Annotated in this window: 15 protein-coding genes; 12 read left to right on the top strand and 3 right to left on the bottom strand. The window is 61.6% G+C overall.

Annotated features, from left to right (window positions below; all coding sequences use genetic code 11):
* Window positions 1–45: 45 nt before the first annotated feature.
* Window positions 46–537, top strand: a complete 492-nt coding sequence (gene infC / locus ACFQZG_RS19775; protein WP_378155628.1) for a translation initiation factor IF-3 — start codon at window positions 46–48, stop codon at window positions 535–537.
* 45 nt (window positions 538–582) lie between these two features.
* Here the strand turns inward: infC and ACFQZG_RS19770 are convergent, their stop codons facing one another.
* Window positions 583–1,494, bottom strand: coding sequence for a pseudouridine-5'-phosphate glycosidase (locus ACFQZG_RS19770; protein WP_378155885.1), 912 nt, complete (start codon window positions 1,492–1,494; stop codon window positions 583–585).
* Window positions 1,495–1,496: 2 nt separating this feature from the next.
* Window positions 1,497–2,591 (bottom strand): carbohydrate kinase, encoded by a 1,095-nt coding sequence (locus ACFQZG_RS19765; protein ID WP_378155626.1) that lies wholly within the window; start codon window positions 2,589–2,591, stop codon window positions 1,497–1,499.
* A gap of 108 nt (window positions 2,592–2,699) precedes the next feature.
* Between ACFQZG_RS19765 and ACFQZG_RS19760 the strand changes: the two genes are divergently transcribed.
* Window positions 2,700–3,779, top strand: a complete 1,080-nt coding sequence (locus tag ACFQZG_RS19760) for an acyl-CoA dehydrogenase family protein (RefSeq protein ID WP_378155624.1) — start codon at window positions 2,700–2,702, stop codon at window positions 3,777–3,779.
* 116 nt (window positions 3,780–3,895) lie between these two features.
* On the top strand, window positions 3,896–5,515 hold the full coding sequence (locus ACFQZG_RS19755; RefSeq protein ID WP_378155622.1) for a beta-galactosidase: 1,620 nt from the start codon (window positions 3,896–3,898) through the stop codon (window positions 5,513–5,515).
* Window positions 5,516–5,611: 96 nt separating this feature from the next.
* Here ACFQZG_RS19755 and ACFQZG_RS19750 read toward each other — a convergent pair whose 3' ends face one another.
* The gene (locus ACFQZG_RS19750; protein WP_378155620.1) at window positions 5,612–7,660 is read right to left on the bottom strand and encodes a molybdopterin-containing oxidoreductase family protein; all 2,049 of its coding nucleotides are present in this window, start codon (window positions 7,658–7,660) and stop codon (window positions 5,612–5,614) included.
* 162 nt (window positions 7,661–7,822) lie between these two features.
* On the opposite strand from ACFQZG_RS19750, the gene ACFQZG_RS19745 reads away from it, so the two are divergent.
* From ACFQZG_RS19745 to nasC, 9 genes are all read left to right on the top strand, one after another.
* On the top strand, window positions 7,823–8,929 hold the full coding sequence (locus ACFQZG_RS19745) for a WD40/YVTN/BNR-like repeat-containing protein (protein WP_378155618.1): 1,107 nt from the start codon (window positions 7,823–7,825) through the stop codon (window positions 8,927–8,929).
* Window positions 8,926–9,201, top strand: coding sequence for a MoaD/ThiS family protein (locus ACFQZG_RS19740; RefSeq protein ID WP_378155616.1), 276 nt, complete (start codon window positions 8,926–8,928; stop codon window positions 9,199–9,201). Before ACFQZG_RS19745 ends, ACFQZG_RS19740 begins: the two co-directional genes overlap by 4 nt.
* A 125-nt stretch (window positions 9,202–9,326) precedes the next feature.
* Window positions 9,327–10,736: a hypothetical protein gene (locus tag ACFQZG_RS19735; protein WP_378155614.1), complete on the top strand. Its 1,410-nt coding sequence runs from the start codon at window positions 9,327–9,329 to the stop codon at window positions 10,734–10,736.
* A 367-nt stretch (window positions 10,737–11,103) separates the two neighbouring features.
* Window positions 11,104–11,304: a cold-shock protein gene (locus tag ACFQZG_RS19730; protein ID WP_378155612.1), complete on the top strand. Its 201-nt coding sequence runs from the start codon at window positions 11,104–11,106 to the stop codon at window positions 11,302–11,304.
* 123 nt (window positions 11,305–11,427) lie between these two features.
* The gene (locus ACFQZG_RS19725) at window positions 11,428–11,640 is read left to right on the top strand and encodes a cold-shock protein (protein ID WP_378155610.1); all 213 of its coding nucleotides are present in this window, start codon (window positions 11,428–11,430) and stop codon (window positions 11,638–11,640) included.
* 252 nt (window positions 11,641–11,892) lie between these two features.
* Entirely contained in the window at window positions 11,893–14,322 is a 2,430-nt protein-coding gene (nirB, locus tag ACFQZG_RS19720; RefSeq protein ID WP_378155608.1) for a nitrite reductase large subunit NirB, read from the top strand.
* A gap of 31 nt (window positions 14,323–14,353) precedes the next feature.
* Window positions 14,354–14,689 (top strand): nitrite reductase small subunit NirD, encoded by a 336-nt coding sequence (gene nirD, locus ACFQZG_RS19715; RefSeq protein WP_378155606.1) that lies wholly within the window; start codon window positions 14,354–14,356, stop codon window positions 14,687–14,689.
* Between the two features lie 23 nt (window positions 14,690–14,712).
* The gene (nirB, locus tag ACFQZG_RS19710) at window positions 14,713–17,073 is read left to right on the top strand and encodes a nitrite reductase large subunit NirB (RefSeq protein ID WP_378155604.1); all 2,361 of its coding nucleotides are present in this window, start codon (window positions 14,713–14,715) and stop codon (window positions 17,071–17,073) included.
* The gene (gene nasC, locus ACFQZG_RS19705; protein ID WP_378155602.1) at window positions 17,074–19,188 is read left to right on the top strand and encodes an assimilatory nitrate reductase catalytic subunit NasC; all 2,115 of its coding nucleotides are present in this window, start codon (window positions 17,074–17,076) and stop codon (window positions 19,186–19,188) included. It begins immediately after the preceding gene.
* Window positions 19,189–19,580 lie beyond the last annotated feature (392 nt).

Here is a 19,580-nt window from a genome sequence, read left to right as displayed (position 1 = left end):
CCATGCGAGGGGGGCTTTTTTTATTATCGAATGGAGGTTATCGCCATGATCATCATGAACGAGAAAATCAAAGCCGCGGAGCTGCTGCTTACGGGGTTGAACGGAGAGGCGCTCGGCGTCGTCTCCCGGGACGAAGCGCTGCGCATGGCGAAGGAGCTGAAGGCGGATCTCGTCTGCACCTCGCTGTTCAGCAGTCCGCCGCCGTGCAAGCTCGTCGTCAGAGGCATGGCGAAGCAGGACGCGGCCAAGGAGAAGCAAGCCGAGCGCAAGCAGGACGGGCCGCTCAAGGTGAAGGAAATTCGGTTGACGGCGAATATCGAAGAGCACGACTATGATACGAAGATGAGGCAGGCGGACAAGCTGCTCGCCTCGGGCAACGCCGTGCAGTTCGTCGTGAAGCTGCAAGGCAGCAAGGAAGGGCCGCAGGCGAAGGAATTGCTGGAGCGTCTGCTGAAGGAATTGGCGGGCAACGGCAAGAAGGAGACGGGCATTCAGCTCAGCGGCAAACAAGCGGCCGTCAAGGTGCTGCCTCTGTAAGAGGCGCACGCCTGAACGACCGCTTGCGCGTTGCCGGATATTCGGTTATTTCGCCGCCAGCGCGACGGCGAGCTGAGCCGCCACCTTGGCGTTGTTGTAAACGAGCGAGATGTTGGTCGCGAGGCTGCGTCCGTCCGTCAGCTCCTTGATGCGGGCGAGCAAGAACGGCGTCACCTTCTTGCCGGCGATGTTCTGCGCCTTCGCCTCGTCCAGCGCCTGCTGGATGACGCCTTCGATCTCTTCCTGCTTCAGCGCCGATTCCGCCGGCACCGGATTCGCGATAACCGCGCCGCCGTCCAATCCGAGCGCCCACTTCGTGCGGAGCACGTCGGCGACCTGCGAAGGCTCGTCGAGCCGGAAGTCGACGCCGAAGCCGCTCTCCCGCGCGTAGAACGACGGGAATTCGTCGGTCTGGTAGCCGACGACCGGGACGCCGTGCGTCTCGAGGAACTCGAGCGTTCTCCCGATGTCGAGGATCGACTTCGCGCCGGCGCACACGACGGCGACGTTCGTGCGGGCGAGCTCCGTCAAGTCGGCGGAGACGTCCATCGTGACTTCGCCTTCGCGGTGAACGCCGCCGATGCCGCCCGTCGCGAATACGCGGATGCCGGCGAGCGCCGCGCCGATCATCGTCGCGGATACCGTCGTCGCGCCGATGCGGCCGGAGCTCAGCATGTACGGGAAGTCGCGGCGGCTGACTTTGTCCACTTGCTTGTTCGTGGCGAACGCTTCGAGCTCTTGCTCGTTCAAGCCGATCTTCACTTTGCCGTCCATGATGCCGATCGTGGCGGGAACTGCGCCTTCGTCGCGGATGATCTGCTCGACCTTGCGGGCCATCTCGATATTTTGCGGGTACGGCATACCATGGGAGATGATTGTCGTCTCGAGCGCCACGATCGGCTTGCCGGTCGCGAGCGCGTCGCGGACTTCGTCGGTATAAGTCAAGTAAGGGTTCAATGTCATTGGAATCGCTCCTTCATCTTCTGTAGTAGTGTCTCTTCGCTCAAGTCGGCGGATACCGATTGGCTCGTCTGCAGCGTAAGGTGCGCGGCCGTGAGCCCGTATTTGCAAGCGTCGGCGTACGAAGCGCCGCTCAGGATGCCGTAAGCGACTCCCGCGACGAACGCGTCTCCGGCGCCGGTCACTTCGACGACGTCGGTCGGAATCGGCGACAGCAGCCAGCTCTGCCCTTCGCCGGCGTAGAAGATGCCGTGCTGCCCGAGCGTGACGAACACGTGCGCGACGCCCCGCCGTTGAATGGCGGCCGCGAGCGCGGGATAGTCCGGCGAGTCGGTCGGAGGAAGGCCGGCGAGCTCGTGGGCTTCCTCCGTATTCGGGAAGATCGCCGTGACGCCGGACAAGTCGGCTGGCAGCTTGGCGGCCTTATTGGACGATACGGGATCGACGAACAAGGCCAGGCCGGCGTCCTTGCAACGCTTGATCAGCTCTGCCAGGCTATCCGCCGGAATGTTCGTGTCGGCGATGACGAGCCGCGACGCCGCGATGTGCGGCCACCGGTCTTGGATCATGTCGACCGTGAACTTGTCATAGATGCCCATGTCTGCGAACGCGACGTGCATTTCGCCGGCGTTGTCGAGAAGCGCCGTGTACGTGCCGGTTTTCACCCCGGCCAGCGTATAGGTCAGGCTCGTGTTCACGCCGCGCTTGGCGGTTTCCTTCAGCACCCATTCGCCGGCTTGGTCGTCGCCGATGACGGTCAGCAGAGAGACGTCGCAGGCGAGGCTGGCAAGGTTCTCGGCGATGTTGCGCGCGACGCCGCCGCAGGTCTGCTCGACGCGGACCGGGTTCGAGGAAGCCGGGCGAATCGCTTGGAGGCTCGTCGCCTTGCTGTCGAGGTTCGCTCCGCCGATGCACAGCACGGCGTTATCCTCGGCGAGGACGTAGGCGCGGCCGCGAATGACGCCTTTGCGCATGAGGGCGGCGATATAGCCCGCGACCGCCGACCGGGAAATGCCGACGCTGTCGGCGATTTCGTTCTGCGTAATGAACGGATTGTGCCGGATGAGGGCCAGAATCTGAGTATCGCGATCCATCTCGGCGCCCCTTTCGCTTGATCTGGTTTCATTGTACGCCCGTCTATAACAAATGTCCATAACACAAACAAATGTTTATGATCCTAAAAATGGCGAGGAGATTCTCTTATGACGGTATTATTCACCGATGCGATCGCGAAGCTGGCGAGGGAGCGTTCGGCAAGCATGGATCGGGCGCGGACGATCGATCCGGCGTTGCTCGACTATATTTACGAGAACAAACTGTTCAAGCTATTCGTGCCGGAGTCGCTCGGCGGATTGATGCTGCAGTTGCCCGAGGCGCTCCGGGCGTTCGATGACGCGGCGAGGATCGACGGCAGCTTCGGATGGGCGGTCACGATCGGATCGGGGGGCGGATTCTTCTCCGCGACGTTGCCTCCGGAGCAGGCGCGCGCGTTATTCGCCCACGATAAGGCCGTCGTCGCCGGCAGCGGTCATCCGAACGGAGCGGCTCGCAAGGTAGATGGAGGCTATATCGCTAGCGGACGATGGTCCACGTGCAGCGGATCGACTTACGCGAGCGTGTTCACGGCGAATTGCCGGCTCGTGCCGGAAGGCGCCGAACCGTCACCGGACGATCCGTACCGATCGTTCGCGTTCTTGCCGGACCAAGTCGAGATCGTCCGCGATTGGAACGCGTTCGGGATGCGGGCGACGGACAGCCATACGATCGTCGTGCGGGACGCGTTCGTGCCGGACGACATGACGTTCGATATTGTGTCCCCGCCGAACTTCGACGATCCGATCTTCCGATACCCGTTCCTGCCGTTCGCCCAGACGTCGTTCGCGGCGGTGAGCCTCGGCGTCGGGCGGCACTTCGTCGAAGAGGCGGCAGCATTCGCGGAGGAGAAGGCAACGGAGTGGTCGCGGAAGAAGCCGCAATGGCTGGAGGCGCTGCGAGGGCGGATCGGGAAGCAGGCCGCGGCGCTGCGCGAAGCTTCGGATGCGTTCTACGCCGTCGTAGGCTCGACGTGGACGTCGTTCGTCGAGTCCGGGCAACTGGGCGCCTCCGGGGAGGAAGAGGTGGGGCGAACGAGCAAGCAAGCCGCTCAGGCCGCTCTGGACGCGGCTCGCGATATTTTCCCGCTGGTCGGCATGACCGCTCTCATGGAGGATCATCCGATCAACCGCGCATGGCGCGACTTGCACACCGTGACGCAGCACGCGGTGCTCGCGAGGCTCGACTGAACCGCGCTCCGGTTGCCCGCGCAAGAAGGCGAGAGAAGACAACGAATCGCGACAAAGTATTATATCCCCTGTCCCCGCCCGCATCGATAATGGAAGGTGACAAGGGAGGGGCTAGCATGAGACTTGGAGTATCCTATTATCCGGAGCATAACCCGGAATCGAAGTGGGGCGCGGACCTCGCGAGCATTCGCGAGGCGGGCATCGCGCGCGTGCGCGTCGCGGAATTCGCCTGGTCGCGCATGGAGCCGGACAACGGCCGGTTCGAGTGGGGGTGGCTCGATCGGTTCCTCGACTTGGCCGGGGAATACGGACTCGGCGTCATCCTGTGCACGCCGACGGCAAGTCCGCCGATCTGGCTCGTCGAGCAATATCCGGAAGTGATTCCGGTAGACGAGGAAGGCCGGCGCAACGTGTTCGGGGCGCGCCAACACCGTTGCTATAACGCGCCGGCATACGTGCGATGCGGGCTGCGAATCGTAGAGGAGATGGCGGTACGGTACGGCGATCACCCGAACGTCGTCGCTTGGCAGCTCGACAACGAATACGGCGGCGAGCAGAAGCGGTGCCACTGCGACCATTGCAAGCTTGCTTTTCAACGGGATCTGGAAGGGAAGTTCGCGGATATCGGAGAGCTGAACGAGCGGTGGGGGACGGTGTTCTGGTCGATGGAATACCAGAGGTTCTCGCAGATCGCGCCGCCGATGTTATATAAGACCGACCTCTGGCTGAAGAACAACCCCAGCCTCGAGATGGCGTACACGAAGTTCTGTTCGGACGCGATCGTGACGTTCAGCCGCGAGCAGATCGCGCGCATTCGTCCGCGAAGCGGCGCGCGCCCGATTACGACGAACCGGTTCCCGCTCGATTGGGGCGACAACGTCGAATGGACCGAGCTCGTACGCGATCTCGATGTCGCGGGGATGGACCTCTATAGCGAGCATCTGCATGAGATCGCCTTCTACGCCGACTTCAACGAGAGTCTGAAGCCGGGGCGTTCCTGGTTCATGGAGTTCGGCCCGAACGCGGCGAACTTGGCGGACGGGATGCGGCAGTTGCAAGGACGCGGCGTCGAATGGTTCACCGTGTTCAAGTTCAAACCGTTCCCGTTCGGCCAGGAGCAGAGCTTGAAGGAGCTCGTGACGACGACGGGAGAGCCGACGGACAGCTACCGGCTCATGCAGGCGTGGTCTGGCGAGGAACGGGCGGGAAGCCTTCCGGCGCGGTTCGCGTCGTCCGGCATCGGACTCGTCTTCAGCTTCGAGAGCTCGTGGGCGTACACGATCAGCGTCTGGGGCCACCAAATTCACAACCGGATGTACTATCCGAACTACGTCGTCGACGTCGTGTACAAGAGCCTGTACGACGAACGTCTGTCCCACCGCATCGTAAGCCCGGGGGACGCGCTGGACGGCTTGCATACGATCGTCGTTCCGCTTCACATCGTGCACGATCCGGAGCTGGAGGCGCGGTTGCGGGCGTTCGCGGACGAAGGAGGGACTGTCGTCGTCACGAGCGATCTGTTCCAGAAGAACAAGGACAACGTCTTCTTAGGCGAGATGCCTGCGATATACCCCGAATGGTTCGGACTGCGTTCGTTCGTCTCGTCGCCGAAGCCGGAGGGCGATCCGGTGCTCTACCGGGTGCCCATCGGTTCGCGCGGCGGCCGGGTCGTCATGCTGCACAAGGACGCCACGCTCGAAGACTGGCAGGCGCTCGCGGCAGGCTTGTCTCGATAGTTATCGAAATCGTTGCCGGAATGCGAAAGACTCGCTCTCCTATTGGAGGGCGGGTCTTCTTAGCGTTACGGTGCATCGCGCCGAGTTCAACCGCGTCTACGCCTTCTCCACGTCCACCCGGGTCGAGAAGAACGTCGCGCCGCCGCCCATGTCGGCGAGGCGCTGCGACGTAAGGGAGTTGGCCGCCTGCACGCCGTCGTTGCCGCTCTCCCACCACAAGCCTTGGCAGACGAGCACGCCGGGCAGCACGTTGTTCGCGACCTTCACCGTAATGCGAATCTCGCCGCGCTCGTTCCAGACGCGCACTCGGTCCCCGTCGGCCAGCCCGTAAGCGGCCGCGTCGCCGGCGTTCATATCGAGCAGCGGCTGCTTCTCGAGCTTCTTCAAGCGCTCCTGGTTGGCGAACGTCGAGTTGATGAAACTATGGTTCGGCCCGGGGATGAAGAGGAACGGCAAGCCGTTGTCTTCGAGCAACGGCGAGTACTCGGGCACGGGCGGCAAGCCGGCGCGAAGCATTTGCTCCGAATACAGCTCGATGCGGCCGGACGGCGTCGGAAGACGATTGAACTCGCCCGCCGCAGGTCCGACCGGCTTCAGCTTCATCCAGCCGCGCTCCCGCAATGCTTCGTAAGTGATCCCTTCCAGCGCGGGATTGTCCGGGTTGTCGAGCGCCTCGCGAATCATCTGCTCCTCCGTCAGGTCGAACAGCTCCGGCTCGAAGCCCAAGCGCAGGCCGAGTTCCTTGAACAGCGTGAAGTTCGACTTGCATTCCCCGATCGTCTCGATAATCGGCTCGTGCAACTGCACGTATAGGTGCCAATAAGACATGAAGAGATCCGGATTCTCGAAATGGCTCGTCGCAGGCAGGACGATGTCCGCGTACAGGCACGTGTCGGTCAGGAACAGATCGTGCACGACGGTGAACAGGTCGCCCTTCATGAACCCTTCCCTGACTCGGTTCTGATCGGGCGCCACGATGGCCGGGTTGCTGTTGTAGACGAAGACGAACCGAACGGCCGGATCGGCCTCGGTGAGCGCTTCGCCGAGCCGGTTCATGTTAATGACGCGGGCGTTCGGGTCGGGCTGCAGGTCCGGACGCTCGACGCGGCTCGCGTTCAACGCGCCGTACCCGCCGTTGCCCTTGATCGCGCCGCCGCCTAGCGCGGCCCATTGGCCGGTCAACGCGGGCAGGCAAGCGATGGCTCGAATCGCCATGCCGCCGTTGTCGTGGTGCTGCAGGCCGTTGCCGATGCGGATGTAGGAAGGCGAGCCTGCCGCGTACCTACGCGCCAGCGAGACGATCAGCTCCGCCGGAATGCCGGTAATGCCGGCGACGACTTCGGGCGGGTATTCCTCCGCCTTCGCCGCCAATTCCTCGTAGCCGACCGTATTGGCCGCCAGAAACGTCTCGTCCGTCAAGCCTTCCTTGATCAATACGTGCATCAGTCCGAGCGCGAGCGCGGCGTCCGTGCCCGGCAAGATCGGGATGAACTCGTCCGCCCACGTCGAGGTCCGGTTCCGGTGCACGTCGATGTGGACGATCGTCGCGCCGCGCTTGCGCGCCTCGGTCAGGTACATGACTTGGTGCATGTTCGTGGACACGAGGTTGCAACCCCAGATCAGCACGAACTTCGAATGAACGGTGTCCTCCGGATCGATGCCGTAGCTGCCGCCCATCGTATACTTGTATCCGGTGGATCCGGCCGCGCTGCAGATCGTCCTGTCCAACTGGCTAGAGCCGAGTCTATGGAAGAAGCGCCGATCCATGCCTTCGGCGCTGAGCACGCCCATATTTCCGTAGAAGCTATAAGGCAGAATGGCTTCCGGGCCGTACTCGTCGATCGTCCGACGCATGCGGGAGACGATCTCTCCGTAAGCCTCTTCCCAGCTGATCCGTTCGAATTCGTGCGTGCCCTTCGGCCCGACTCTGCGCATCGGATAGAGCACGCGATCCGGATGGTAGACGCGCTCGGGCAGATGGCGCACCTTGTTGCAGATCGCGCCTTGCGTGGCGGGATGCTCCGGGTTGCCGCTAAGCGCGACGATGCGTCCGTCTTCGATCGTCGCGTGCAGGCTGCACGTATCCGGACAGTCGAACGGACATACCGACCTGGCGACGCGGGTTGCGGTTTGTTGCATGGACATGCTCACTCTCCTCATGATGATGCTCTGCGATGAAGAATCTCTATTTTCTCGACAACCGATAGAATCAGTATACAACAATCCGAAGGCGGGCGGCGGGCAGGAAAACAATGTAAACGCGGCGAACTATTGTTCGTAGATCCACTTAACTCGGGAGGTATCGAATTGAGTAAACAAGTGAAGGTGCTCGTCGGCACGAACAAAGGCGTATTCATCTACTCATCGAACGAGGAAAGACGGAATTGGAGCATGAGCGGCCCGTTCCTGAACGGCTGGGAAGTGTACAGCGTGCTCGGCGACAGCCGGCACGGCCATGCGTTGTTCGCGGGTACTTCGCATGCGGCTTACGGGGCGTCGATCCGGGTGAGCCGCGACTTCGGGGAGACGTGGACGCAGATCGAAGACGGTCCGAGCTACTCCGAGGAGAGCGGATTCTCGCTGAACCGGATTTGGCAGCTCGTCAAGGGCGCCCCGTCCCAGCCGGACACGCTGTACGCGGGCGCGGAGGAAGCGGGCTTGTTCGTCAGCCGCGACAGGGGCGAAACCTGGCGAGAGCTGAGCGGCCTTACGAGCCATCCGACCCGACCGGGCTGGGGGCCGGGAGCCGGCGGCATGTGCTTGCATACGATCGTCGTCGATCCGAACCGGCCGGAGCGGATCTGGGTCGCGATGTCGTCGGTCGGCGTCTTCCGTTCGCTCGACGGCGGGGAGACGTGGCAGACGTGCAACGTCGGTCTGGCGCGCGTGCCGACGGGACAGCCTTACGACGAGATCGGTTACTGCATTCACAAAATGGCGGCAGACCCCGATAACCCGGACATTCTGTACATGCAAGAGCATTGCGGCGTGTTCATGTCCAAGGACGGAGGGGATAACTGGTTCCCGATCGAGGAAGGGCTGACGCTGAAGGAAGGCATGGATCCGTTCGGCTTCCCGTTCGTCGTCTCCAAGACGGGGGACTTGTTCATCATCCCGCTCGAGAGCTCGGAGAAGCGCTCGATGAAGGACGGACGCCTGCTCGTCGTCCGCCGTCACCGCGACGAGCCGGAGTGGCTGCCGATCGGGGACGTCGTGCCCGAGGAGCAACAGCACGTGAGCGTGCTGCGCGACGCGATGGACGTCGACGCGCTCGATCCGTACGGCGTCTACTTCGGCACGACTTCGGGCGAAGTGTTCTGCTCGACAGACCGCGGCGTGCAATGGCAGCGGCTGCCGGGCCGGCTGTCCCGCATTCTGTGCGTGAAAACGTGGGTGATCGAGGACGAGGCATGATCATCGAAGCGACCGTGCCGGGGCTGCTTACGGATTGCACGGACGGGAGGGCGCGGGTCAAGCTCGAGGCCGACACGCTGCAAGGCGCGATCGACCGGCTGTTCGCCGACTATCCGCTGCTGAAGCGCCACGTGTATACCGAGAGCGGCAGCGTGCGCAAGCACGTGATGCTCTGCTATAACGACCAGAATATCGCTTGGCTCGACCGGCTCGACGTGCCGCTTCGCGACGGGGATAAGCTGCACGTCATGCAGCTCGTGTCCGGCGGCTAATCGGAACGGCTCTCCCGACGCATATCGCTTGACGCAACAAGCTTTTTTCGCGCCGCGCGCGTACGAACGCCTACCCTCCCGAAGGCATACAATGTATGACTTCATCGAGCGAGAGGGTGGTTCAGGTGGATATCCAATTGACTTCGTTGCATTGGGTATACCTGGCGTTCATCGTATTCATTCTGGCGTTGCTCATCCGGCGACGCGACACGACGATGATCTGCGTCGTCGGCATATTCACGATCGGCTGGATCGCGACGGAGACGCTAAGCGGGTCCGTGTCGGGTATCTTCAACAGCTTCATCTACGCGACCAAGGAGCTGCTGGGGACGATCTTCATCATCTCGATCATCGTCGCGATGAGCCGCGTTCTGATCATTACCGGCATTAACGAGATGATGGTCGGTCCGCTGACCCGGTTCATGAGAACGCCTACATTGGCGTTCTGGGGCATCGGCATCATCATGCTCGTGACGTCGTTGTTCTTCTGGCCGTCCCCCGGCGTCGCGCTGATCGGCGCGGTGCTGTTGCCGGTAGCCGCCAGGGTCGGATTGCCCGCGCTCGGCGCGGCGATCGCGATGAACTTGTTCGGGCACGGCATCGCGCTGTCCGGCGACTACATCATTCAAGGCGCGCCTAAGCTGACGGCGGACGCGGCGGGCTTGCCCGTCTCGGACGTGATGGAGGCGAGCATTCCGCTCGTCATCGTCATGGGGCTCGTCACGACGGTGCTGGCGTTCTGGTTCATGAAGCGGGATATGAAACGCGGCACGTGGCGGGACGGTCTCGTCGGCGCGGACCGCGGCACGGCCGATATCGGCGGCTCGTCGTCGGCGAATTCGGTGCCGCTGCCGACGTCGTTGAAAAGATGGCTCGCGGCAGGCATCGGCTTGGCGTTCATCGCCGACGTCGTCGCGATGTTCGCGCTCGATCTGCAGGGCGGCGACGCGACGGCGCTCATCGGCGGCACGGCGGTCATCATCCTGATCGCGGTCACGCTCATCGCCCACCGTAACCGGGGGCTCGAGGAGACGACCTCTTATTTAATCGAAGGGTTCCAATTCGGCTTCCGGGTATTCGGCCCGGTCATCCCGATCGCGGCGTTCTTCTACTTGGGCGACGCGGCGTTCGGCGAGATTTTCGCCAAGGGGCTGGCCGAAGGCTCGCACGGCATCGTCAACGACCTCGGCGTCTCATTCGCGAACAGCGTGCCGGTCAACGAAGGGGTCGCGGCGGCGACGCTGACGGTAACCGGGGCCATTACCGGCCTGGACGGCTCCGGCTTCTCCGGCATCTCGCTCGTCGGACCGATCGCCCACATGTTCTCGATCGCGATCGAGAGCGGCGCGGCGACGCTGACCGCCCTCGGGCAGATCGCGGCGATCTGGGTCGGCGGCGGCACGCTCATCCCATGGGCGCTCATCCCCGCGGCCGCGATCTGCGGCGTCAGTCCGTTCGAGCTGGCGCGGCGCAACCTGAAGCCCGTGCTGATCGGTCTCGCGGTGACGACGATCGTGGCGATGTTCTTGGTGTAATAATCTCCGGCGCATCGGAACGCCATTGTTTGGGTAAGCTTCGTGATGGAGGCCGCTTCGCACGTCCGGCTATTCCTGCCGGACGTGTCGCTCCCATCGTGCTTTCCGACAATGAATGCTCTGCGTCGCGCGCCGGAATCGCGGGCGTAAGGGCGGTTTTCGAGGGGAGGACAAACTTCTTCCACCGGTAATTTTTGAAAAGATTTGCTTTTCGCTTGCGAACCTGATAACATTAAACCTATCGAAATCGTGACCTGAATTCACAACATGGAATGGGTTATGTTTTGACTGACCCTGCCGTGGTGTGGATTTTTTATTCGTATGAATAAAAAAGTTCATGAGGCAATTGAAGTTGGAGGTGAAATAAATGCAACAAGGAACAGTAAAATGGTTCAACGCTGATAAAGGCTTCGGTTTCATCGAGGTTGAAGGCGGCAACGACGTGTTCGTACACTTCAGCGCGATCCAAGGCGAAGGTTTCAAAACGTTGGACGAAGGTCAACGCGTATCCTTCAACGTGGTACAAGGCAACCGCGGTCCGCAAGCGGAAAACGTGGTTAAACTGTAAGCAACCGACAAAAGCGCCCTTAACGGAAACGTTGGGGGTGCTTTTTTTATGCGCGTAAACGGATGGCTAAGTTGCTTGAAGTTGGATATGCTAAAGGCGACAGCAAGCGAAGGGGGTTCGTCCATGTACTCGCGCAAAAAAACGTTCGAGGAGATTCCGGAAGAGATGACGGCGATCTGGTCGTGCGAGACCGAGGGGTGCAACGGATGGATGCGGGACAATTTCTCGCTCGACGCGGTCCCGACCTGCCATCTATGCCAAACGCCGATGGTTAGCGGCACGAGGATGCTGCCTCAGCTCGTGAATACGAGCCGCAACTATAAGTCGTTACGGTAAAGGCTTCGATAGACGAAAATACGGTTATGCTTGGAGCGTCCATGATATGGGCGCTTTTTTTGTTTTTATTTGATGTTAAGAAATATTACTTATACGGCATTGTTTCCGTTTTCATAGCAGTTAGAGAACGGTTTTCTGAAAATAATGCGCTTGTTTTGTGTAAGTATATATGACATAATAACGCTAAACATTGGCATATCGTTCTCATTAAATGACAGTACATGTTAGATTTTATTGTGGGGAGTTGCTAACATGAAGAAAAAACTCGTTCTGGTCGGGAACGGAATGGCGGGCGTCAGCTGTATCGAGCAATTGCTTAAGTTGGCACCGAACCGTTACGAGATCACGATCTTCGGAAGCGAACCGCATCCGAACTACAACCGGATTCTTCTCTCCTCCGTGCTCGCCGGCGACGCCGACATGCGCGATATCGTCATTAACGATTGGGCTTGGTATGAAGATAATAACATTACCTTATATACGGGGCAGACGGTGAACCGCATCGACTCGGAGAGGAAGCTGGTCTCGACCGACGGGGGCATCAGCGTGCCTTACGACGAGCTGATCGTCGCGACGGGTTCCCTGCCGTTCATGCTGCCGTTGCCGGGCGCGGACAAGGAAGGCGTTATCGCCTTCCGGGACATCAAGGACTGCGAGACGATGATCGAGACGAGCCGCAAGTACAAGAAGGCGCTCGTCATCGGGGGAGGCCTGCTCGGGCTGGAGGCTGCCCGCGGGCTGTTGAACTTGAATATGGACGTCTCGGTCGTCCATATCCACCCGCACCTGATGGAGCGCCAGCTCGACCAGCCGGCTTCGATCATGCTGCAGCGGGAGCTGGAGAGTCAGGGCATGAAGTTCCTGCTCGCGAAGAACACGGATTCGATCCTCGGCAAGAAGCGCGTGACCGGCGTTCGGTTCACGGACGGCTCGGAAGTCGCGGCGGACCTCGTCGTCATGGCGGTCGGCATCCGTCCGAACGTGGCGCTCGCGAAGACGAGCGGCATCGACGTGAACCGCGGCATCGTCGTGAACGACTATATGGAGACGAACGTGCCGTACGTATCGGCGGTCGGGGAATGCGCGGAGCACCGGGGCATCGCCTACGGACTCGTCGCGCCGCTCTACGAGCAGGGCGCCGTGCTGGCGAAGCGGCTGGCGGGCGCGGAGACGGGCCTCGGCTATCAGGGCTCGGTCGTGTCGACGAAGTTGAAGGTATCGGGAGTGAACGTCTTCTCCGCCGGGCAGTTCAAGGATGCGCCGGATACGCGCGCGGTTAGGCTGCAGGACGAATTGGACGGCATCTATAAGAAGATCGTGCTTAAGGAAGGCAAAGTCATCGGGGCGGTGCTGTTCGGCGATACGTCCGACGGCTCGCGCATCTTCTCGCTCATTCGCAGCGGCGAAGACGTAACGGGCAAGGAGAAGGAAGTGCTGCTCGGCACGAGCGCCGGCGGAGGCAAGTCCAAGTCCGGCGTCGAGCTGGCCGCGGAGATGAGCATGGACGAGATCGTCTGCGGCTGCAACGGCGTCAGCAAGGGCGCTATCGTGAAGGCGATCGAGGAGAAGGGCTGCGCCAGCGTGAACGACATCAAGGCATGCACGAAGGCATCCGCCTCCTGCGGCGGCTGCAAGCCGCTCGTCGCGGACCTGCTCACTTGCGTCGTTGGCGCGGACGGCGTCAAGGCGGTCAAGGAAGGCATGTGCGGCTGCACGACGCTCGGTCGGGACGAAGTCGTGACGGCGATCCGGAGCATGCACCTTACCACCTCGAAAGAAGTCATGAACGTGCTGGAATGGAGCAATCCGGAAGGGTGCTCGAAGTGCCGCCCGGCGCTTAACTACTATCTCGGCATGGCGTGGCCCGAGGAGCACGAGGACGAGCGGGAATCCCGGTTCGTCAACGAGCGCAACCATGCCAACATCCAGAAGGACGGCACGTATTCCGTCGTGCCCCGCATGTACGGCGGCGTGACGACGCCGAAGGACTTGATCAAGATCGCCCAGATCGCCGACAAGTACGAGGTGCCGCTCGTGAAGATTACCGGCGGCCAGCGCATCGACCTGCTCGGCGTGAAGAAGGAAGACCTGCCCGCGATGTGGGCCGAACTCGACATGCCGTCGGGCTACGCGTACGCCAAGTCGCTTCGCACGGTCAAGACGTGCGTCGGCTCGACGTTCTGCCGATTCGGCACGCAGGATGCGATCGGCATGGGCATCCAGTTGGAGAAGAAGTTCGAGCGGCTGAACACGCCGGCGAAGGTGAAGATGGCCGTGTCGGGCTGCCCGCGCAACTGCGCGGAAGCGACGATCAAGGACTTCGGCGTCATCGCGATCGACGGCGGCTGGGAGCTGCACGTCGGCGGCAACGGCGGCACGAAGCTGCGGGGCACGGATGTGCTGTGCAGGGTGAAGACCGAAGAGGAAGTGCTGGAATGGAGCGGCGCTTACTTGCAATTTTACAGGGAAACCGGCAAGTACAACGAGCGAACCTCCGAATGGCTGGAGCGCATCGGTCTGGATACGATCAAGGCGGCGCTCGAGAAGCGGGAAGATCGACTCGCCCTCGTCGGCCGAATCGAGCATACGCTCGGCTTGATGAAGGATCCATGGCAAGAGATCATCGCGGAGAAGAAGCTGAACGAGACGTTCGTTCCGATCGTGAACGCCGCGAATAGCTGATTAGACGATAGCGGAGCAAAGGGGAGCATCTATGAAACGAATCGCGATCGGCCACATATCGGAGATCGGGGAACGCAGAGCGCGCACGGTACGTCTGGGCGCAACGGAGATCGCGCTGTTCAAGCTGTCGGACGGCTCGCTGCGCGCGATCGAGAACAAGTGCCCGCATAAGGGCGGCAAGCTGTCCGAAGGAATCGTGTGCGACCATCACGTGTTCTGCCCGTTGCACGATTGGAAGATCAACCTGAAGGACGGTCTCGTGCAGGCGCCGGACGAAGGCTGCGTGTACGCGTTCGAGGTCGAGGTCGACGAGGCGTCCGGCAGCGTCTGGCTTCATGTCGACGACGATCGGATTCTCGTCTCATGAGCGGGTAGGGAGGTTGGCTAGCGATGAAGAAGCTGAAGCTCGTGCTCATCGGCAACGGCATGGCAGGCGTAAGGTGCATCGAAGAGATTATGAAGCTGGCTCCGGATACGTTCGACATTACGATTATCGGCAAGGAACCGCATCCGAACTACAATCGCATTATGCTGTCCAAGGTGCTGCAGGGCGATACGCGAATTTCCGATATAACGATCAACGATTGGCAGTGGTATAAGGACAGGGGAATTACGCTGCACGCGGGAGATCCGGTCGTCGCGATCGATACGGCCAAGCAGGAGGTCGTCAGCGAGAAGGGAGCGGTGGTGCCGTACGATCGCCTCGTGATCGCGACGGGCTCGCTGCCGTTCATGCTGAACATGCCGGGCGGCGATTTGCCCGGCGTTACGGCGTTCCGCGACATCGCGGATTGCAACACGATGCTGGAGGCGTCGCGCCGTCACAAGCGTGCGGTCGTCATCGGCGGCGGCTTGCTCGGACTGGAAGCGGCACGCGGCTTGCTGAACTTGGGCATGGAAGTCAACGTCGTCCATATTAACCGCTATCTCATGGAACGCCAGCTCGACGCCGATGCGGCCGAGCTGCTGCGGGCGGAGCTCGAGAGCCAAGGGATGCGGTTCCTGCTAGAGAAACAGACCGATAGGGTGCTCGGGCGCAAGCGCGCGGAAGGGCTGCAGTTCAAGGACGGAACGAGGGTGTTGGCGGACTTGGTCGTCATGGCGGTCGGCATTCGGCCGAACGTACAGCTGGCCATCGACGCAGGCATTGCGGTGAACCGCGCGATCGTCGTGAACGACCGGATGGAGACGAGCATGCCGAACGTGTACGCCGTCGGGGAATGCGCGGAGCATCGCGGCATGGTATACGGACTTGTCGCGCCTCTGTACGATCAAGGCAAGGTTCTCGCCAAGTCGATATGCGGGGCGGCGACCGACGGCTATCAAGGGTCGGTTCTCTATTCGCAGTTGAAGGTGTCCGGCATCGAAGTGTTCTCCGCGGGAGAGATTCGCGATTCGGAAGTGACGGCTTCGCTGAAGGTGCTCAATACGATCAACCGGACTTACAAGCGGGTAACCGTGCGGGACGACCGGATCGTCGGCGCCGTTCTGTTCGGAGACAGCAGCGAAGGCAATAAGCTGCTCGGCTACATCAAGCAAGGCGCGGACGTATCCGTGCTCGACGCGAAGCAAGGCGGCGGTCAGGGCGGGGACGCGGACGAAGCTTACGTTAGCGAACTGTCTGACAAAGAGACGATCTGCTCGTGCAACGGCGTAACCAAGGGGATGATCGCCACGGCGATCCGGCAAGACGGATTGGAGACGTTCGAGCAGGTGCGGGAATGCACGCGGGCTTCCAGCTCGTGCGGCGGCTGCAAGCCGCTCGTCTGCGCGATCTTGAAGCTGACCTTGGAGAATGGCGGCGCGGCGGAAGCGCCGAAGGAGACGGTGTGCGCCTGCACGTCGCTCGATCACGACGAGCTAAGGCTTGCGATCAAGCTCGGAGGGTACGGGGCTCCGGCCGAGGCGCGAGTCGCGCTCGGATGGGGTACGACGGACGGCTGCGAGAAGTGCGTTCCCGCTACGAGTTATTACATCGGCGCATCGGGCGTCGTTGCAGGCGCGGGTTCGGCGGCTTCGGCGCCGGCGCTCGCGGACGGCACCTATCGGGTGCAGCCGCGCACGTACGGCGGCTACGTCGGCGCCGGGCAGCTGCGCAGCATCGCGGACGCGATCGAAGCATACGGCATTCCGCTCGCCAAGCTCGGCGAGGGCCGCGTCGATCTCCTCGGCGTTGCGCGCGATAGGATCGCCGACGTGGTGAATGCGCTGGGCATGCCCGTCGCGCAGCGCTCTTACGGTTATCCGATAGCGGTTATCTCGTGCGACGGCATCCGGTACGACCCGCTCGCGCTCCAAGATTCGGCCGGCATGGCCGAGGCGCTGGAGCGTCGGCTGGAACGGCTTCAAGCGCCGACGGCGATCTCCGCGGCCGTATCCGGCAGCCCGCTTCACCGCGCGGGCACGCTGGCGGCTGACGTCGGCATCGTAGGCGCTCCGGGTGGTTGGGAGATTCACGTCGGCGGCAGCGCGAGGGGACTCATTCGCCAAGCGCAGCTTCTCTGCACCGAGTCGGACGACCACGCGGCGCTCGATATGGCGTCCGCGTACCTGCAATCGTACGCCGACAATGCCTGGTACGGCGAGACGACGGGAGAATGGATCGATCGCGTCGGTCTGATCAACTTGAGAGAGCTGCTATTCAACCGCGCTTATCGCGCGGAGATGTTGAAGCGGCTAGGGCCGTCGTTCGCGGGCAACACCATACAAGGTCGGCCGTTAGACGCGGCTGCGATAGGGCAGGTGAGGTAGATGGGCGTTAACACGGCGGAACAACCGGTGTCCAGATCGGTATTCGATACGCAATGTCCGTTCTGCAGCGTGCAATGCAAAATGCAGGTCATCGAGGAGCAAGCCGGAGACGGGGCGCCGTCGTTCACGGTCGTGCCGAAGCCGAACGCGGCGTCCGAAGGGCGGCTGTGCATCAAGGGCATGAACTCGTACCAGCACGCGCTTACGGCCGAACGCATCCTGTACCCGATGGCCCGCATCGACGGGGAATTCGTGCGGATCTCCTGGGACGAAGCCTACAGCCGCATTCATCATAAGTTCACGGAGCTTCGGAACCAATATAGCTATGACGCGATCGGTCTGTATGGCGGCGGCTCGTTGACGAACGAATCCGCATATTTGCTCGGTAAGTTCGCGCGCGTCGCCCTCCAGACCAAATATATCGACTACAACGGCCGCTTCTGCATGTCGGCCGCCGCGTCGGCCGGCAACAAGGCGTTCGGCATCGATCGGGGACTTACGAACCCGCTATCCGACATCGCGCTTGCTAAATGCATCATCCTCGCAGGCACGAACATCGCGGAATGCCAGCCGACGCTCATGCCTTACTTCACGAGAGCGAAGGAGAACGGCGCCTTCTTCATCGTCATCGATCCCCGCGAGACGGGGACGACTGCGATGGCCGACCTGCACTTGAAGGTGAAGCCGGGAATGGACGCGGCTCTCGCGAACGGCATGCAGAAAGTGCTGCTGGAGGAAAGCTTGATCGATCCCGCGTTCTTGAACGAGCGCACGACGGGAGCATCCGAGCTGAAGGCGCACCTGAGGTCGCTCGATTTGGAGGAGATCGCGGAGCTTACCGGCGTGCCGTCCGCGGACATTCGCAAGGCGGCGATCGCATACGGCAAGGCGGCTTCGGGCATGGTTTTCACCGCGCGGGGCGTAGAGCAGCAGACGGACGGGTATATGGCTGTCCGCGGTTTCTTGAATCTCGTGCTGATGACCGGCAAGATCGGCAAGCCCGGTTCGGGCTACGGCGCGGTTACCGGCCAGGGCAACGGGCAGGGCGGCCGGGAGCACGGGCAGAAGGCCGATCAATTGCCGGGCTACCGGTTGATCGAGAACGCCGAAGACCGCGCCTATATCGCCGGCGTATGGGGCGTCGATCCGAGCAGCTTGCCGGGCAAGGGCGTATCGGCTTACGAGATGATGGAGAAGGTGCATAAGCAGGACATTCGCGCGTTGCTCGTCATGGGCTCGAATCCGATCGTCTCGAACCCGAACGCGAACTTCGTGGAGGAAGGGCTGAAGAAGCTCGACTATCTCGTTGTCGCCGATATGTTCCTATCGGAGACGGCGCGCATGGCCGACCTCGTATTGCCGGTTACGGCGTATATCGAGAACGGAGGGACGCTGACGAATCTGGAAGGACGCGTGCTGCTCCGGGAGAGCAACCGGCCGGCGCCGGGAGAGGCGAAGCACGATTGGCAGGTGCTCTGCGACGTCGCGAAGACGTTCGGCAAGGAGAAGGGCTTCTCGTTCGCTTCGGCGGAGGAGATCTTCGAGGAGCTGCGGGTGGCCAGCCGCGGAGGGCTCGCGGACTATTACGGCATTACGTACGACCGGCTCCGCAAAGAAGAGGGCGTCTATTGGCCGTGTCCCGATCCTTCGCACGCCGGAACGAAGCGGCTGTTCGAGGCGTCGTTCGCGCACCGCGGCGGCAAGGCCGAGCTTATACCGGTGGCGAATCACTTGCCCGACGAGCCGACGGATGATCTATACCCGCTCAGCTTGACGACGGGCAGGGTGCTCACGCATTATTTGACCGGCGTCCAGACAAGGCGAAGCCACTCGCTCGCGGCGCGCGACGTCGAGTCGTACGTGGAGATTCATCCGCGTACGGCGCGGAAGTTGGGCATCAAGGACGCGACGCTCGTCCGTCTCGCCTCGCGGCGGGGCGTAGTCGTGCTTCGTAGCCGCTTCACGACGGCGATTCGCGAGGATACGGTGTTCGTGCCGATGCATTGGGGCGACACTCAGAACGTGAACAAGGTGACGAATCCGGCGCTCGATCCGACGTGCCGGATGCCGGGCTTTAAGTCGTGCGCGGTGCGCGTGTCGCCGTTGTTCACTTAGGCGGAACGGTATGCGAAAGGGATAGGTTGGCGAAGTCGCCGTCCTATCCCTATTTTTTGCTTCGCTACATAAAGCTAAATTACCATCCAGCCGCCACGCAACCGTTTAACGTTACCACACAACGCTAAATCGCCTCGCGGCTGCCACGCAACCGTTTAACGTTATCACATAACGCTAAACCGCCAACTGGCTGCCGCGCAACCGTTTAACGTTACCACATAACGTTAAATTACCATTCTGCCGCTGCGCAACCGTTTAACGTTACCACTGCAACTAGAATAAAAAGTGGACACCTCATAAGCGCAAACAGATAATAAACTCAACAAGAATTAAGAGGTGTCCGGCATGAGTGAGAGAAGACAGCATTACAACGAAGAGTTTAAAGAACAGGC

The sequence above is a fragment of the Cohnella sp. GCM10027633 genome, from assembly GCF_042675445.1.
Lineage (GTDB): Bacteria > Bacillota > Bacilli > Paenibacillales > Paenibacillaceae > Cohnella.
This window is presented reverse-complemented; position numbering and strand designations above follow the sequence as displayed.

Coding starts and splice junctions, on each gene's coding strand:
- ACFQZG_RS19765 (WP_378155626.1), bottom strand. CDS start 2,591: ATGGATCGCGATACTCAGATTCTGGCCCTCATCCGGCACAATCCGTTC.
- ACFQZG_RS19755 (WP_378155622.1), top strand. CDS start 3,896: ATGAGACTTGGAGTATCCTATTATCCGGAGCATAACCCGGAATCGAAG.
- ACFQZG_RS19760 (WP_378155624.1), top strand. CDS start 2,700: ATGACGGTATTATTCACCGATGCGATCGCGAAGCTGGCGAGGGAGCGT.
- nirD (WP_378155606.1), top strand. CDS start 14,354: ATGAAACGAATCGCGATCGGCCACATATCGGAGATCGGGGAACGCAGA.
- ACFQZG_RS19750 (WP_378155620.1), bottom strand. CDS start 7,660: ATGTCCATGCAACAAACCGCAACCCGCGTCGCCAGGTCGGTATGTCCG.
- infC (WP_378155628.1), top strand. CDS start 46: ATGATCATCATGAACGAGAAAATCAAAGCCGCGGAGCTGCTGCTTACG.
- nirB (WP_378155604.1), top strand. CDS start 14,713: ATGAAGAAGCTGAAGCTCGTGCTCATCGGCAACGGCATGGCAGGCGTA.
- ACFQZG_RS19740 (WP_378155616.1), top strand. CDS start 8,926: ATGATCATCGAAGCGACCGTGCCGGGGCTGCTTACGGATTGCACGGAC.
- nasC (WP_378155602.1), top strand. CDS start 17,074: ATGGGCGTTAACACGGCGGAACAACCGGTGTCCAGATCGGTATTCGAT.
- ACFQZG_RS19730 (WP_378155612.1), top strand. CDS start 11,104: ATGCAACAAGGAACAGTAAAATGGTTCAACGCTGATAAAGGCTTCGGT.
- nirB (WP_378155608.1), top strand. CDS start 11,893: ATGAAGAAAAAACTCGTTCTGGTCGGGAACGGAATGGCGGGCGTCAGC.
- ACFQZG_RS19725 (WP_378155610.1), top strand. CDS start 11,428: ATGTACTCGCGCAAAAAAACGTTCGAGGAGATTCCGGAAGAGATGACG.